General features: G+C 36.8%; 13 protein-coding genes. 5 read left to right on the top strand and 8 right to left on the bottom strand.

Annotation, left to right across the window (positions count from 1 at the left end; all coding sequences use genetic code 11):
* Positions 1–96: 96 nt before the first annotated feature.
* Together carB and carA are read right to left on the bottom strand one after the other, a co-directional pair.
* The gene (gene carB, locus A9G30_RS05775; protein WP_065588338.1) at positions 97–3,312 is read right to left on the bottom strand and encodes a carbamoyl-phosphate synthase large subunit; all 3,216 of its coding nucleotides are present in this window, start codon (positions 3,310–3,312) and stop codon (positions 97–99) included.
* A gap of 2 nt (positions 3,313–3,314) precedes the next feature.
* Positions 3,315–4,472: a glutamine-hydrolyzing carbamoyl-phosphate synthase small subunit gene (carA, locus tag A9G30_RS05770; RefSeq protein ID WP_065588337.1), complete on the bottom strand. Its 1,158-nt coding sequence runs from the start codon at positions 4,470–4,472 to the stop codon at positions 3,315–3,317.
* 267 nt (positions 4,473–4,739) lie between these two features.
* Between carA and argF the strand changes: the two genes are divergently transcribed.
* A complete protein-coding gene (gene argF / locus A9G30_RS05765) occupies positions 4,740–5,750 on the top strand; it encodes an ornithine carbamoyltransferase (RefSeq protein ID WP_065588336.1) in 1,011 nt (336 codons plus the stop codon).
* Positions 5,751–5,848: 98 nt separating this feature from the next.
* Positions 5,849–6,346 carry a phosphatidylglycerophosphatase A family protein gene (locus A9G30_RS05760; RefSeq protein ID WP_065588335.1) on the top strand — a complete coding sequence of 166 codons (498 nt, stop codon included), beginning with the start codon at positions 5,849–5,851 and terminating at the stop codon, positions 6,344–6,346.
* 473 nt (positions 6,347–6,819) lie between these two features.
* Here A9G30_RS05760 and nadK read toward each other — a convergent pair whose 3' ends face one another.
* Positions 6,820–7,698, bottom strand: a complete 879-nt coding sequence (nadK, locus tag A9G30_RS05755; protein ID WP_065588334.1) for an NAD(+) kinase — start codon at positions 7,696–7,698, stop codon at positions 6,820–6,822.
* A 156-nt stretch (positions 7,699–7,854) separates the two neighbouring features.
* Here nadK and grpE point away from each other — a divergent pair, with 156 nt between their 5' ends.
* A complete protein-coding gene (grpE, locus tag A9G30_RS05750; RefSeq protein WP_065581513.1) occupies positions 7,855–8,439 on the top strand; it encodes a nucleotide exchange factor GrpE in 585 nt (194 codons plus the stop codon).
* Between the two features lie 42 nt (positions 8,440–8,481).
* Here the strand turns inward: grpE and def are convergent, their stop codons facing one another.
* Positions 8,482–8,994 (bottom strand): peptide deformylase, encoded by a 513-nt coding sequence (def, locus tag A9G30_RS05745; RefSeq protein ID WP_065581514.1) that lies wholly within the window; start codon positions 8,992–8,994, stop codon positions 8,482–8,484.
* A 161-nt stretch (positions 8,995–9,155) separates the two neighbouring features.
* On the opposite strand from def, the gene dprA reads away from it, so the two are divergent.
* Complete coding sequence (dprA, locus tag A9G30_RS05740) at positions 9,156–10,259, top strand: DNA-processing protein DprA (protein WP_176700859.1); 1,104 nt, start codon at positions 9,156–9,158, stop codon at positions 10,257–10,259.
* Positions 10,260–10,349: 90 nt separating this feature from the next.
* On the opposite strand, the gene rraA is transcribed toward dprA, so the two are convergent.
* The 4 genes from rraA to A9G30_RS05720 form a co-directional block, all read right to left on the bottom strand.
* A complete protein-coding gene (gene rraA, locus A9G30_RS05735) occupies positions 10,350–10,841 on the bottom strand; it encodes a ribonuclease E activity regulator RraA (protein WP_065588333.1) in 492 nt (163 codons plus the stop codon).
* Between the two features lie 285 nt (positions 10,842–11,126).
* Entirely contained in the window at positions 11,127–12,281 is a 1,155-nt protein-coding gene (locus A9G30_RS05730) for an ABC transporter permease (RefSeq protein WP_065588332.1), read from the bottom strand.
* Positions 12,282–12,295: 14 nt separating this feature from the next.
* Positions 12,296–13,435: an ABC transporter permease gene (locus A9G30_RS05725; RefSeq protein ID WP_065588331.1), complete on the bottom strand. Its 1,140-nt coding sequence runs from the start codon at positions 13,433–13,435 to the stop codon at positions 12,296–12,298.
* Complete coding sequence (locus A9G30_RS05720; RefSeq protein WP_065588330.1) at positions 13,417–14,388, bottom strand: HlyD family secretion protein; 972 nt, start codon at positions 14,386–14,388, stop codon at positions 13,417–13,419. Before A9G30_RS05720 ends, A9G30_RS05725 begins: the two co-directional genes overlap by 19 nt.
* Before the next feature lie 350 nt (positions 14,389–14,738).
* Here A9G30_RS05720 and A9G30_RS05715 point away from each other — a divergent pair, with 350 nt between their 5' ends.
* Positions 14,739–16,028, top strand: a complete 1,290-nt coding sequence (locus A9G30_RS05715) for an NAD(P)/FAD-dependent oxidoreductase (RefSeq protein WP_065588329.1) — start codon at positions 14,739–14,741, stop codon at positions 16,026–16,028.
* The last annotated feature ends 44 nt before the right edge of the window (positions 16,029–16,072 follow it).

The raw sequence follows: 16,072 nt of genomic DNA, 5'->3' as shown, positions 1-16,072 counted from the left end.
CGATGTCAGCAGAGCATTCACCAGCAAGCTAATTTAAGTTAATAGGATTATATCAGTTAATAGATTATAAAAGACGAGCATTGCTCGTCTTTTAGGCTATGGATAAAGCGCCTGTAGTGGGGTTACGTTATGCGTAGGATCGTAATCTAACGCTGCTGTTGTGGCATAAGCTGCATTCATTGTCGTATCGTAATGCACCTTATATTGAATGGCACTTCGGCGCAATATTTTGGATGCCTCAATAGCTGCTCGCCCTGATGTGGTGTTAAGGATATAACTATATTTCCCATTTTTTATATGATCGTGGATATTTGGACGCCCTTCGTTTTCTTTTTTAACAATTTGGCATGGTATATCAGCTTGTTGTAGCACTTTTGCCGTCCCGATGGTGGCGTCAATAGTAAATCCATGAGCAATTAATCGTTTAGCGACGCCTAACAGCCTTGTTTTATCTTGGTCACGCACAGATAGTAGCACTTTCCCTGATTTTTTCATATTTGATAAACTACCAAGTTGTGCTTTAGCAAAGGCTTCAGCAAAGGTTTTACCGATGCCCATAACTTCACCCGTTGAGCGCATTTCAGGTCCTAAGATAGGATCAACGCCACTAAATTTATTAAACGGTAATACCACTTCTTTTACTGAGTAATAAGGAGGGATTACTTCTTTAGTTACTTTTTGTTGTGCCAAGGTTGTTCCTACCATGACTCGTGCGGCGATTTTAGCGAGTGGTAAGCCAGTTGCTTTTGAGACAAAAGGGACAGTGCGAGCTGCTCGCGGGTTGATTTCGATTAAATAAATCTGGTTATCTTTAACAGCAAACTGTCCATTCATTAAGCCTTTCACATCAAGCTCAAGTGCTAACTGTTTAGCCTGTTGCCTGAGTTGGGCTAAAATCTCTGAGGTTAGTGTGTGTGTAGGTAATGAACAAGCTGAATCGCCAGAGTGGATCCCTGCTTGTTCAATATGTTCCATAATACCACCAATGACAATTTGTTCACCATCAGCAATCACATCAATATCTACTTCAATGGCATCATCTAAAAAGTGATCAAGTAGGACAGGGGCATTATTCGATTCGCTTACCGCTGTTTTAAAATAACGCCGTAAATCTTGCTCATTATAGACAATTTCCATTGCCCGACCACCTAGTACATAAGATGGTCTAACCACTAATGGGTAGCCGACTTTTTCCGCTTTGGTGATAGCTTCATCAATATCGGTCACCGTTGCATTGGCTGGTTGTTTTAATTTCAATTTATTGACGACTTCTTGAAAACGCTGGCGATCTTCGGCTTTATCTATAGCATCGGGTGAGGTACCAATAATGGGTAATCCAGCGACTTCAAGTGCATGAGCCAATTTTAGCGGCGTTTGTCCACCGTATTGCACAATAACGCCATTTGGTTTTTCAATATGTGCAATTTCAAGCACATCTTCGAGAGTAACTGGTTCAAAATAGAGGCGGTCAGAAGTATCATAATCAGTTGACACAGTTTCAGGGTTGCAGTTGACCATAATGGTTTCATAACCATCTTCACGTAGTGCCAATGCCGCATGTACACAGCAATAATCAAACTCAATACCTTGACCAATTCGATTAGGACCACCACCTAGGATCATAATTTTTTTACGGCTAAATTGAGGATTGGCTTCACACTCTTGCTCATAGGTTGAATAAAGGTAAGCGGTATCGGTTGCAAATTCAGCCGCACAGGTATCAACACGTTTATAAACAGGGTGAATTTGATATTGATGACGTAAATCGCGAACCGATTGCTCGGTGGTATTAAGTAGTTTAGCAATGCGTGAATCTGAAAAACCTTTACGTTTTAATTGCCATAATGTTTCTGGATCGAGCTGTGCAAGTGACTGCTTCTTTAGCTTGTTTTCAAAATTAACCAACTCTTCAATTTGCACTAAAAACCAACGATCTATATTGGTTAATGTAAAAATCTCATCTAAACTCAATCCAGCCCTAAATGCATCGGCAATATACCAAATACGATCGGCGCCCGCTTCTTGGAGTTCATAACGAATTTTGGTGATATTTTTTTCATCAGTATAATTATCAATTTTAGGATCAAATCCTGAAGCGCCAACCTCAAGCCCTCGCAATGCTTTTTGTATTGATTCTTGGAAGGTACGCCCAATGGCCATCACTTCACCAACCGATTTCATTTGCGTGGTTAAACGATCATTACAACCAGCAAACTTTTCAAAATTAAAGCGTGGGATTTTAGTGACCACATAATCAATTGACGGTTCAAATGAGGCGGGGGTTTTACCCCCTGTAATATCATTCGATAATTCATCGAGTGTATAACCAACTGCCAATTTAGCAGCGATTTTAGCAATTGGAAAACCGGTAGCTTTAGAAGCTAACGCTGATGAACGTGATACTCTCGGATTCATCTCAATAACAATTAATCGCCCAGTGTTTGGATCAACCGAAAATTGTACATTGGAGCCACCAGTTTCAACACCAATTTCACGCAGTACCGCGATCGAAGCGTTACGCATGATTTGATACTCTTTATCCGTCAAGGTTTGTGCCGGCGCAACAGTAATTGAATCACCTGTATGAATACCCATTGGATCGAAGTTTTCAATTGAACAAACAATAATGCAGTTATCATTTTTGTCTCGCACCACTTCCATTTCGTACTCTTTCCAACCTATCAATGATTCATCGATGAGCAGTTCATTGGTTGGTGAAAGATCAAGTCCTCTGGTACAAATTTCATCAAATTCTTCTGTGTTATATGCAATTCCGCCCCCAGTTCCCCCCATGGTAAAGGACGGGCGAATAATGCAAGGAAAACCAACTTGCTCAAGAACGGCATAAGCTTCTTTAAGCGAATGCGCAATGCCTGAACGAGCGGTATCAAGGCCGATTTTTTTCATCGCCTCATCAAACCGTTTACGATCTTCGGCTTTATCGATAGCATCTGCTGTTGCACCTATCATTTCAACATTAAATTCTTTCAATACACCTTGTTTTTCAAGCTCTAATGCACAGTTTAACGCTGTTTGACCGCCCATGGTTGGTAAAATGGCGTCTGGCCTTTCTTGTTCAATAATCTTGCGAACGCATGTCCAATGAATTGGCTCGATATAAGTGGCATCGGCCATTTCAGGATCCGTCATGATAGTGGCTGGGTTGGAATTAACTAAAATAACGCGATAGCCTTCTTCACGTAGCGCCTTACAGGCTTGTGCTCCCGAATAATCAAATTCACATGCTTGACCAATAACAATTGGGCCTGCGCCAATAATTAATATACTGTTGATATCTGTTCGCTTCGCCATAATTATTGCTCCTGCTTATAAATTTTAATTAACTCAATAAAATGATCAAAAAGAGGTGCGGCATCATGTGGTCCGGGACTAGCTTCTGGGTGACCTTGAAAACTAAAAGCTGGTTTGTAATTGTGATGAATACCTTGCAGTGAACCATCAAATAGTGATTTATGAGTGGCTCTTAAATGAGCAGGTAAACTTGCTTCATCTACTGCAAAACCATGATTTTGAGCGGTGATCATAACCTGATTATTTTCAAGATTTTTAACGGGGTGATTTCCGCCATGGTGACCAAACTTCATTTTAATCGTTTTAGCGCCACATGCTAGTGCTAAAAGTTGATGACCTAAGCAGATACCAAAGATGGGAATGTCAGTATTTAAAAACTGCTTAATAGTCTCAATTGCATAACGGCAAGGGGCTGGATCACCTGGGCCATTAGATAAAAATATTCCATCTGGCTTTAATGCAAGGACTTGTTCTGCTGTCGTTTTGGCTGGTACGACTGTTAATTTACAACCACGCTCAACTAACATGCGCAAAATATTGCGTTTTACGCCAAAGTCATAAGCAACAACATGGTATGGTAATTGTTTTTCTGGTATTGGATTAGGCTGTTGTTGTCTTGTCCATATGCCTTGAGTCCAAATATAACTTGTCAAACACGTCACTTCTTTAGCTAAATCAAGCCCACTTAATCCTTTAAAATTTATTGCCTGTTGTTTGGCTATTTCGGCTTTTTCAAGTAAGGTCTTTTTATCCGTTGCTGTTATAATAACACCATGCTGTGCTCCTTTTTCACGCAAAATACGCGTTAAGCGTCGCGTATCAATATCGGCGATGGCAATAACATTATGCTTTTTTAAATAGCTGGAAAGATCGAGTTCACTTCGGTAGTTGCTGGCTAATAATGGCAAATCACGAATAATCAATCCCTTTGCATAAATTTGGCTGGATTCGGCATCATCATCATTTGTTCCGACATTACCAATATGAGGATAGGTCAGTGTAACCAATTGTTCACAGTAAGAGGGATCGGTAAGGATTTCTTGGTAGCCAGTCATTGACGTATTAAAGACCACCTCACCAACAGTTTGTCCGTTATCACCAATGGATTTACCAATAAATTGCGAACCGTCTTGCAACATAAGGAGGGCGTAAGTTTGCATGATTAAGCTACCTTTGATTAAACAACCAATAAATATGAATAAAAATTCAATTTAATTGTTTTTAATAATACAATATTTAATCATATTATTACACTTTTTTAAACAAAAAAAGCAATATTATAAAAAATAATCAAATGGCAAAATCTAAAATTTTAGACAATTCAATGCTTAGAAATAATATCAAATAAATCTAGAAGGTTTAACTTGAAATTGCATAATTATTCAAATAAAATCTTAGCAAAATTTACCGCTTTTTAGGAGCTCAATATGTACGGTTTTTATCAACGCCATTTTTTACGTTTACTCGACTTTACTCCAGCAGAAATTAATCGATTGATTGAACTTGCTATCGAACTAAAAAAAGCCAAAAAACAAGGTAACGAAAAAAAACATTTAGTTGGTAAAAATATAGCCCTTATTTTCGAAAAAGATTCAACTCGTACTCGCTGTGCATTTGAAGTAGGTGCGTTTGATCAAGGAGCTCAAGTAACCTATTTAGGTCCCAGTGGTAGCCAAATTGGGCATAAAGAATCGATTGCAGATACCGCGCGCGTGCTAGGTCGAATGTATGATGGAATTGAATATCGTGGTTATGATCAAGAAATTGTTGAAACCTTAGCAAAATATGCAGGTGTGCCAGTCTGGAATGGTTTAACAACCGAAGCACATCCAACGCAAATATTAGCCGATTTTATGACAATGCAAGAGCATATTGGTGATCGCCCATTAAACAGTATTAAATTTGCTTATTTAGGCGATGCACAAAATAACATGGGGAATTCATTAATGGAAGGTGCAGCATTAATGGGAATGGAAATTCGATTAGTTGCCCCAAAAGCTTGCCAACCTGAAGCTGACCTTGTGCAAAAGTGCCAAGATATCGCTAAAACGACAGGGGCAAAAATTATCTTAACTGAAGAGGTTGCCAAAGGCGTTAAAGATGTTGACTTTTTATACACGGACGTATGGGTGTCAATGGGCGAACCTAAAAATGTTTGGGATGAGCGAGTTAAGCTATTAACACCATATCAAGTAAATCAAAACGTGATTAAACTCACTGGTAACCCAAATGTCAAATTTATGCACTGCTTGCCTGCTTTTCATGATATGAATACCACGATTGGTAAACAAATGGCTGCGCAATATGGTTTAAACAATGGATTAGAAGTGACTGATAAAGTTTTTGAATCTAAACATAGCATCGTGTTTGATGAAGCGGAAAACCGCCTACATACGATCAAAGCGGTAATGGTTGCAACATTAACCAAAGACGAATAATATTGTCACAATTAATACAAAGGTGTTTTGTTAACATAAGCTCCTTTCTTTTTGCCGACTTAATGTCGGCATAATTTTATCTAAAAGAATATTGAATCATGACCAAACAAGAGCGAAACAAAAATTTTAAAAAATACCTAAAACTGACCAATCCCATTCATTTTTTAGCAGTAGGATTGGGTAGCGGTATGTCACCGATTATGCCGGGAACCATGGGTTCATTAATGGCTATCCCGTTATGGCTTTTGTTTTATGGTTTACAGCCAGCTTTATACTGGATATTTATTTTAGTGACTTTTATTTTTGGTTGTTTTATTTGCCAAAAAACATCGGATGATACCCATACTCACGATTCAGGGCACATTGTTTGGGATGAATTTGTCGGAATGTGGATCACGCTATTTTTTATTCCGCAACTTTCATTTATGTGGATTGCCATAGCTTTCGTGGCATTTAGAGTGTTTGACATGGCAAAACCTTGGCCAATTCGCTGGTTTGATAAACGTATCCCCGGTGGATTTGGCATTATGGTAGATGATGTAATTGCCGCTATCTTTTCCTCATTTACTGTTTATGCGATGACATTTATTCTTTAAGAGATGAAGCGTGATCCTCGCCAAAATATAAGACAAAACTCGCCACTATCAATATATGAGCTTGTTTGCTGGCAGATCGCTTTTCGACCGAGTAAATCATTACACCGAAGTATACCCCACCTTCACGAGGGGGGAATATCCGTGATGTCGGTCATCCAAACTAGGTTGAGTTCAACAGGATTAAACGGCCTATTTAATGTATTGGGCCGTACATCATGCGATAGACTAATGGTAAAAAAGATGAATATTATTGCTGATAATCAACAAAATAAAAACTTCAATAAAATCAATATCTTTTCTGAATGATTTTTATCATGCTTAATTTATATTCTTTCTGATACATCATAGCCCTAGTTTCTAATATCGTACACTAAGCTTGGGGCAATTAGATGGGGTTTATGTCGCCAATAAGGCAAGGATCAATGATCTGATATTGACATACATATTTCTCTGAAATTTATTGACAACACAAGCTAAAACATCTTTTGTGACCATCCTAATTTGCTTGAAAGATTATTAAAATAATCATAATCCTTAGAGTGAATTAAATTAAACTCATACGAAGAACGGCGAATAATCACATCTTGTGTGGGTTTGACAGGCAAAATAATTTGGCTATCACAAGCAATATTAAGATCCAGTGCTGTCGTTGGGAATTTTAAGCGGATAGCATTATCACTTTTGATCACTAATGGTCTGACCGCTAATGAATGTGGAAACATTGGTGTAATAATTAATGCATCTAAATGAGGAGCTAAAATAGGACCTCCCGCCGATAGTGAATAAGCGGTAGAGCCTGTCGGTGTGGCAATAATTAACCCATCTGCTCGCTGTGAAAAGGCATTGCGTTCATTAATGTAGACATCATAGTCAATCATATGTGCAACGGTATTAGGAGTAACAACAATTTCGTTGACGGCAAAACTTGAGTTAATCAAGTTACCATTATCATAAATAGACACTTCTAACAAAAAGCGGGGATCATCCTCATATTTACCAGCAATAACAGGACTTAATTGTTCAATCACTTGTTCATGAGAAATATCAGTTAAAAAACCGAGGTTACCGCGATTGACACCAATAACTTTGATTTTATAGTGCGATAGTCGCCTAGCTGAATGCAACATATTTCCATCTCCCCCTACAACAATAGCGAGATCGGCTTGCTCACCAATTGTTTCCAACGAGGCGTAGTGGCTAACAGAAAATTGAATGTGATCCGCTAAGCGCTCTTCAACCAGCACGCGAATACCAAGTTTAACAAGCCAATCATAAAGCACTTGATGAGTTTCTATTGCTTCTAATTTACGCGGAAGCCCAATTAAGCCAATACATTTAAATGGTGTATCCATAAAATATCCTTGTTATTTTTTACACAACCATCTGTATTTTTTGATAATAATTCAAAAAATCACATATCAATATGATGATAGGCTTGTAATCATAAAAATTGCCCCCATAATAACCGTTATTCACTAAGTTTTCGACTACATTATTTGGAGTACCCTATGACAGAGCAAGATAAAAATATGTCAGAAAATGAAACTAACATTGACACACCAGTAGAAGCAACAGCCGAGCAAGAAGTAACTGCGCAACCAAATCTTGAAGAACAATTAAGTGCAAAAGATGCTCGTATTGCAGAGCTTGAACAAGCATTGCAATTAGCGAAAAAAAATGAAAGTGAAGCCATGATTCGTGCGCGAGCTGAAATTGATAATGTTCGTAAACGAGTCGAGCAAGATGTTGATAAAGCGCGTAAGTTTGCACTCGAAAAATTTTCTAACGAATTATTACCCGTTATTGATAATTTAGAACGCGCTTTAGAATCGACAGACAAAGCGAATCCAGAACATAAAGCGACAGTTGAAGGATTAGAACTGACATTAAAATCATTCTTAGACACTGTCAAAAAATTTGGTATTGAAGTGATTAATACCGAAGATTCACAATTAAATCCTGATGTACACCAAGCGATAAGTATGGTTGAATCACCTGAACATCAGTCAGGACAAATTGTTAATACCATTCAGAAAGGCTATACCTTAAATGGCCGTTTAATTCGCCCTGCCATGGTTATTGTCGCTAAATAGCTAAGCGTAATGAGTTTAACCGCCAAGTACTGGCGGTTAATTTTATTTACTGCGTTGCTCTTCTCGGGCAAGTTTTTTCATTTTTTGTTCGATTCGTTGGCGTTTTAATGGTGAAAGATAATCGACAAAAAGCTTACCTTTTAAGTGATCCATTTCGTGTTGAATACAAATAGCCAATAGATCATCAGCGTCAATTTCGTAAGGATTGCCATTACGATCAAGTGCTTTAATTTTAATCTTTTCAGCTCTTGGCACAAAACCACGGCAATCAGGTACCGATAGACAGCCTTCCTCAATACCTGTTTCACCGTCTTGGCTAATGACTTCTGGGTTGATAATCACATAAACGTGGCTTTTGTCTTCTGATACATCAATTACGATAATTTGTTCATGCACATCGACTTGGGTAGAAGCCAGACCAATACCATTTTCGGCGTACATGGTTTCAATCATGTTGTCAATAATGGTTTGTAACTCTGGTGTAAATTTGGTAACAGGCTTAGCAACTTTGCGAAGTCGCTCATCAGGAAAACGTAATACTGGTAAAATAGCCATAAATTATTCGATCTACTCCTCAAATTTCGGGTTTATTCCATCTATTATTCATTGTAAACATTTATCATACTGATGAATAGCCCTTGTTGGCTATTGATAAAATATATCTTATCAATTCAAGATATGACGCCTGTTTAAGCTGTATATAAAAAAGGGTTATGATGAGTAAATATGAATTTTTATTACGAATTTCAATGCTTAGATATGGAAAACGAGCCATTTTTGAAAAAATTATGCAACTTTTTGTTAACGGTTTACCTAGTAGCATAAAAGATGTCTCTCTTCTATTAAATAAACTAGGATTATCAGACATTCAATTAGCACTTTTTTATGAAACATCATACCTACATTTTGAGCCAATACTTGAATGGTTAGATTCACCTTTTCCACCAAAATATCTTATTGCCTATTGCGATAATGATTATCCCTTACTACTTAAGCAAATTGATTCTCCGCCTTTATTATTATTTGTTTTAGGTAATCGGCAGTTACTAGATTCTCCTCAATTGGCTATGGTGGGCAGTCGCGAATTTAGTGAATATGGAGCTCAATGGGGGCGATATTTTGCAAGCGAATTAGCGATTAATGGTTTAACCATAACCAGTGGTTTGGCGCTAGGGTTAGATGCAATTTGTCATCGTGGTGCACTTGAGGCATCGGGTCGTACAATTGCAGTGTTAGGTAGTGGTTTAGCAAAGATTGCACCAAGATCAAATTTAAACTTAGCCAATGATATTTTGGCACAAAATGGTGCAATTGTGTCCGAATTTTTGCCGTTTGAAAAAGCTAGATCGGCTTACTTTCCTCGTCGAAACCGAATTATTAGTGGGTTAAGTTTGGGCACCTTTGTGGTTGAAGCATCAGAAAAAAGCGGCTCGCTAATTACTGCGCGCTATGCACTTGAACAAAATCGCGATGTATTTGCTTTGCCGGGTGATATTAATAATGAAAACTGTAGCGGAACGCACTATTTAATTAGACAAGGGGCTTATTTAGTTTCTAAACCTGCTGATATTTTAGAGCATTATTATAACTATTTATCAGTAGTAAATAACTCGCTTAATTCAATTAAAGAAGCGCCAAGTCATTCTATTTTGTATCCGGAAATTTTTGCTGTGATTCACCACCAACCTATTCCTATTGATATTATTGCCCAGCAAGTCAATTTACCGATTTCCGAAGTGACAACTAAATTATTGGATATGGAACTAGAGGGACTGATTAAAACGGTAACTGGCGGTTATATTCGTAATCGAATAATTTAGCATTAACAAAATCCTTGTTAAAAAACTTTAGAAAAGCGCACATTTTAAATATAAAACCCGCCGATAGGCTTCGGCGGTATAGGTTATTTTTTATTTATCTTCAATTTCGAGCGCAATTTCAGATAAAATAATACCAGTGTTATCAGCATAGATAAAATCACCAGAAAAGAAAGTTACGCCACCAAAGTTAACTCGAATATCGATTTCACCTATTCCTTGATCCTCAGCACCAACTGGAATTGCTGCCAGCGCTTGAATACCAATATCAGCTTCAGCCAGGTGATCAACTTGACGAACAGCGCCATAAACAATAATCCCTTCCCACTGATTTTGCACGGCAATATCGATTAGCTCTGCGTCAATTAATGCTCGACGCGCAGAACCACCACCATCAATGACAAGAATCTTACCTGAGCCGTCTGATTGTAAAATTTCGTATAGTAACCCGTTATCTTCAAAACATTTAACTGTTACAGCTTGACCTGAAAATGATGCAACGCCCCCAAAATTACTAAATATCGGTTCAACTACGTTAACATCTTCTGGGTAATAATCGCAAAGAATTGAAGTATCAAACTCCATCATCAAGTCTCCTTTTGCTGTGGTATATAAGTTTATTTAGTATAACGCGAATACAAGTAAAACGATATTAAATTTAAATAAACGAGTGCTAATTCAAGATAATTCTCAAACAATAAAATAAATTAACCAATAAAGCAAGCCTAACTGCTTGTACTAATCTTGTACTAATAAAAAGTTATTAACGATCAATTTAAATCATCATAGCAATGTTTAATATCAATCGGTAAAGCTAATAACAATAAGCCACTGGATTTATATTTTATATCATTGATAATCTATTGATTATTATATTTTTCTAGATTTAGACGTTGAGTTTTTTAAAAATTTTCTTACTCGACCTTCTCGCAATGCTGCAATAAAAAAGCCAAGTGAACCATATATGATCCCCAGTAATAAAATCATAAAAACATTAAATAAATTATCTAGTAAGCCTAATCCCATTTGATTTACACCAGCAATCATATTAGTTGCCCAAGTTGATGGTAACATTTTAGAAACTATTTGTACCCCAAAAGGCATGGCATCAAGCGGCCAAATTGTACCCGATAAATAAAATACGGGGGTTGTCAAAAATGCGAGTGTCAAATAGATCATTTCGGTTTTACGTAAACATTCAGTCAGTAATTTACTGAGCCCTAAAACGCCAAGCAATAATGGAAATGTCATAATTAGAATTTCGGGTATATTTGCAAGCTGTCGATAACCAAGAACCCAAGGCCATAAACCAAATAGCACAATGGATAAAAATAACCAGATCGGTATAAGACCACATAAACTACCCAATCTAACAATTTTAGGTGGTTTACCTTGCGGTAACGAGTTTAATGTAATATTAGTACGTGTTGAAGCAATTAAAAATGAGTGTTGCAATAACATTACTAATAAACCCGGAAAGGTAATAGCGGCAAAACTGACGCCAGGATTATAAAGTGGTTCAGTTTGACCATTTATTGGCGATAAAATAATATTGATCTGTTTATCTGAAAATCCACTATTACGCATTATTCGAGTATTATATTGGGTTAATATCTGTTGATAGATCCCTTTTATATCGACTTGTATTAAGCCATTGGCTAAACGACTTGAAGCATCGCCATATGCAGGTATTGTCACTTCTTCGCCATTTAATAACCGCTTTTCAAAATCTCTTGGAATTGTAAATACCGCAAAAAGTCGGTGATTATTAATATCATCATAAGCTTGCAGAGAACTCTCATATATAAGGGTCTCTATTTTTGAACTGGTATTTAAAGAACGAATTAAACTTCGGCTAGTTGGCGTATGATCTTGATCGACGATGGCTACTGGCAAGCTGGTTATGGTTCCATTACTATAAACTAAACTCATCAATGAGACAGATAAGAGTAACAATAACCACCTTGGTCTCACTAACATAAGCAAAAATATTTTTATAAATGAAGACCAAAATATTTTAAGCATCTTGGTGTTTCCTCTTACTGTGAATGTAGTCGTCTTACTAGACGTTTTCTCACTAACACGGTAATAATTATTGGGTAGACCATTAAAATAACACAGGTTTTTAACACTGAAAGATAACTAGAGTGACGTAAAAACAGATCGAACAGCTTATTAAGAGCATAAGTTAATGGTTCTAGTGATGAAATAAACCTTGCAATCCAAGGCATAGATAGTTCAGGCACAACAACACCAGAATAAGTTAACGCAAGTCCAACTAAAACACCGATATAAGTATAAGCATCAATAGGGGTTTTAGTAAAAGTATATAGCAAAATACCAATACTTTGTGCAGCAATCACATAGAAAAATACCACCGTCACCATGGCAAAAGGCGAACCTGATACACGAGCATGAGAAAACAGAACAAGCATGGCAATTTCGAAAATAAGTAGCATAGTAAACCAAATGGTATAAGGTGCTAATTTTCCCAAAACAAAAGGATAATTAGGGCGAGTTCGCTTTGGTAATTGTGCTAATAGATGAATCGTTATTGTGACAACAAACAGTTGTAGTAGATGCACAACAGCAGAAAATTGCTGAAAGTACATTGAGTTACCACTGGCATTAAACAATCCATCATAATTGAAGTTTACTTTTGCAAGCTTAGGTACTGGTATCCCAATACTAGTTGCCATTGTGCTACGGTATTGAGTATTTAATGCGGCAATAAGGCCAGAATAGTCCATAATAGAATACAAGCCCGCACTATAGTATAACGCATTGTAATATAGCATTGGAGTGGGCTGACGGCCAGCTAATACATCTGCTTCAAAATTAGGGGGAATGTAAAAAATGGCGTAAATTTTTGCTTTTCGCAAATCGCGCTCGGCCTCTGAAAGCTGACTATCATAGTTAACAAGACTTGCATGTGCACCGGCATTAAGATTGCGCACAATTTCACGTGATAAAACACTGTTATCATGATCTATATAGCCAACAGGTAAATCAAATAGCACACCGCGGTGGAATATGCTACTGATTAATACAAAAATAATTAGTGGCAAAATCCACATTAGCCAATGGAAAGTAAATCGTTTAAAAATGGTGGGTATTTCAGCATTAAACGCTTCTTTAAAGCGGTGCCAAAAATCCCCAATTAATTGTCTATTTTCCATAATGTGCTCATACCTGCACGTAAATTAGTAATAGGCTTTGTTGGATAAAGCCTAACTTCAAAGGTTTTTAAATCAAAATCACCGGTAGCTCGTGTTGCACGTTTTGTTGCATAATCACCCATAGGTGCGATATAACGAACTTCAGCTTCAATTTCCTTATTACCAAGAGCAGGCACTTCAAGCTTAACATGATCGCCTTTATGAATATTAGGCATAATGTTTTCACGAAGATTAAATATAAAGTACGCTTTTGGTAGTTGAATTACAGTCAATAATGGACTATTGGCATTAAATAACTCGCCAACTTCGGCTGGTATTGAACCAACCTCACCTTCAACGGGGGCTTTTACTTGTAAATCATCGTATTGAATTTGTAATTGTTTAAGCTGCTCTTCTGCTTCTTTTAATTTAGCATCATAAATTTCACGTTGTTCAATACGATCACCATTTTTGGCTTGATCTAAATTAGCTTGTGCTGACTGAACTTGTTGAAAGGCTGCATCACGCGTTTTTAATGCATTATCTAAGATCGATTGAGAAACATAACCTTTGACCGAAATCGCTTTGTTACGATCATATTCTTTGGATGCATTATTATAAGCAACTTTAGCTTGTTGAAGTAACGCTTCATAGTAGCGAATGCTTTCTTCACGTGTTCCATGTTCAGAAAGCGCGACTTGGGCTCGTGCTTGATCGCAAGCCGCTTGCGCTGCTTTGACTTGTGCTAATAGCTCTGGACTATCAAGCGTTATCAATATATCGCTTGGTTTTACATCATCACCTCGATTGACGTGTATCACCTGCACGCGCCCTTTCGCTTTTGACGAAATACTAACATTAGGCGCATCAACCTCACCTTGTAAGATAAGCTGACTATTGTGTGAGCGAATTAAAATTGTCATTGAGATTAAAATAACAATTAACACAATCGTAATAAAAATTTTTTTATTCATAAATTTTGTATAGAGTGATAATGATTAGATAAGACCTAAACAATTAGGACGATGGTATGCATTACAGATTTTACATACTTAAATTGTAACGATTACTATATTATAGGTTATACCAAAAATGCTTTATTTCAACAACAAAAGCAGAATTTTTATTTTAAAAATAAGAATATATTAACATTATGAATAGTCAATATGGCTATATTCTATTTAGCCTTTAAATAAATTTTGATAATTATAAAACATCACTTTAATAGGTTTTATTTATAATTGATATTAGTTAAAAGAAATAGATAAAAACCTACTTATTTAGTATGATATTTTCAATTAATATACGATAAGGTTCGAAATTTATGAAAAAAATAATAATTATTGGTGGTGGAGCCGGTGGTTTAGAGCTAGCTACAGACCTTGGCGATAAACTAGGTAAAGACAACCAAGCCGAAATTAGACTAATTGATAAAAACAGCTATCACTTGTGGAAGCCTTTATTACATGAATTTGCCACAGGTGTTTTGAACGAACAAGCTGATAAAATTGATTATGCTACACAAGGGCAACAACACAGCTTTCAATTTACGCAAGGTACATTTAAAGATCTTAACCGTGAAGAAAAACAAATTATTATTGAAGATTTAAACAACGAATCTATCGCTGTACCCTATGATATTTTAGTTGTAGCAATAGGAAGTACTTCAAACGATTTTGGCACACCTGGTGTTAAAGAGCATTGTATCTTTTTAGATGACCAAAATGCTGCAATTCGTTTACGTGAAACACTGATTGCCAAATTTGCTGGTTTTTGTTCAATTATTGATGAAAAACAAGAAAAAACTGAAGATAAAATTCGTATTGCTATTGTCGGTGGCGGTGCAACAGGTGTTGAATTAGCCTCTGAATTACCTCACATGGTTGAAACATTCGGCGCTTGTGGTCACAATAAAATGTGTTCAGATTTACTAGATGTATCCGTTATTGAAGCAACTGATCGTATTTTACCTGCCCTACCTGAAAAAACAGCATTAAGTATCACTGAAACTTTACAAAACCGTGGCATTCGCGTATTAACAAAAACCATGATCACTAAAGCGGAAAGTGATGGCTTTTATCCAAAAGAAGGCGATACCATTCACGCAGATATTATGATCTGGACTGCTGGGGTAAAAGCGCCTGACTATCTAAAAGATATTGCTGGTTTAGAATCAAGCCGTTCTAATCAACTTGTGGTTAAACCAACATTACAAACAACACGCGATGATAATATTTTTGTTATTGGTGATTGTGCTTACGCAATGCAAGACAGCGGAAGAGCCGCTCCCGCTACCGCACAAGCCGCACATCAAATGGCAAAAGTTTGTTATGAAAACATTGTTAACATGTTAAATAATAAATCCATGAAATCATTCAGTTATACAGATAATGGAACAATTATTTCTTTGCATGATACCGCTCAAGGTGTGGTTAAAATTGCTGGAAAAGGAGAAATGAGCGTTAAAGGCTTTTTTGCTTTAACGATCCATCGCCTATTGTACCGCATGCATCAAGCAAGCTTATTGGGTATATTCAAAACAATTCGATTCGCTAAAACCAGTAAAGAAACGTATAAAAATAAATTTGCATCTATCTTTACTCATCAAGACTAGTTTCCCATTTAAATAGCTACTTACAAAACACTATTTTATAAGTG

The sequence above is a fragment of the Gilliamella sp. Fer4-1 genome, from assembly GCF_001690515.1.
In the GTDB taxonomy this organism is placed as follows: domain Bacteria; phylum Pseudomonadota; class Gammaproteobacteria; order Enterobacterales; family Orbaceae; genus Gilliamella; species Gilliamella apicola_C.
Note: the sequence above shows the minus strand (reverse complement) of the source record. Positions and strands in the feature narration are given on the sequence as shown.

Coding starts and splice junctions, on each gene's coding strand:
- carB (WP_065588338.1), bottom strand. CDS start 3,312: ATGGCGAAGCGAACAGATATCAACAGTATATTAATTATTGGCGCAGGC.
- carA (WP_065588337.1), bottom strand. CDS start 4,472: ATGCAAACTTACGCCCTCCTTATGTTGCAAGACGGTTCGCAATTTATT.
- argF (WP_065588336.1), top strand. CDS start 4,740: ATGTACGGTTTTTATCAACGCCATTTTTTACGTTTACTCGACTTTACT.
- A9G30_RS05760 (WP_065588335.1), top strand. CDS start 5,849: ATGACCAAACAAGAGCGAAACAAAAATTTTAAAAAATACCTAAAACTG.
- nadK (WP_065588334.1), bottom strand. CDS start 7,698: ATGGATACACCATTTAAATGTATTGGCTTAATTGGGCTTCCGCGTAAA.
- grpE (WP_065581513.1), top strand. CDS start 7,855: ATGACAGAGCAAGATAAAAATATGTCAGAAAATGAAACTAACATTGAC.
- def (WP_065581514.1), bottom strand. CDS start 8,994: ATGGCTATTTTACCAGTATTACGTTTTCCTGATGAGCGACTTCGCAAA.
- dprA (WP_176700859.1), top strand. CDS start 9,156: ATGAGTAAATATGAATTTTTATTACGAATTTCAATGCTTAGATATGGA.
- rraA (WP_065588333.1), bottom strand. CDS start 10,841: ATGGAGTTTGATACTTCAATTCTTTGCGATTATTACCCAGAAGATGTT.
- A9G30_RS05730 (WP_065588332.1), bottom strand. CDS start 12,281: ATGCTTAAAATATTTTGGTCTTCATTTATAAAAATATTTTTGCTTATG.
- A9G30_RS05725 (WP_065588331.1), bottom strand. CDS start 13,435: ATGGAAAATAGACAATTAATTGGGGATTTTTGGCACCGCTTTAAAGAA.
- A9G30_RS05720 (WP_065588330.1), bottom strand. CDS start 14,388: ATGAATAAAAAAATTTTTATTACGATTGTGTTAATTGTTATTTTAATC.
- A9G30_RS05715 (WP_065588329.1), top strand. CDS start 14,739: ATGAAAAAAATAATAATTATTGGTGGTGGAGCCGGTGGTTTAGAGCTA.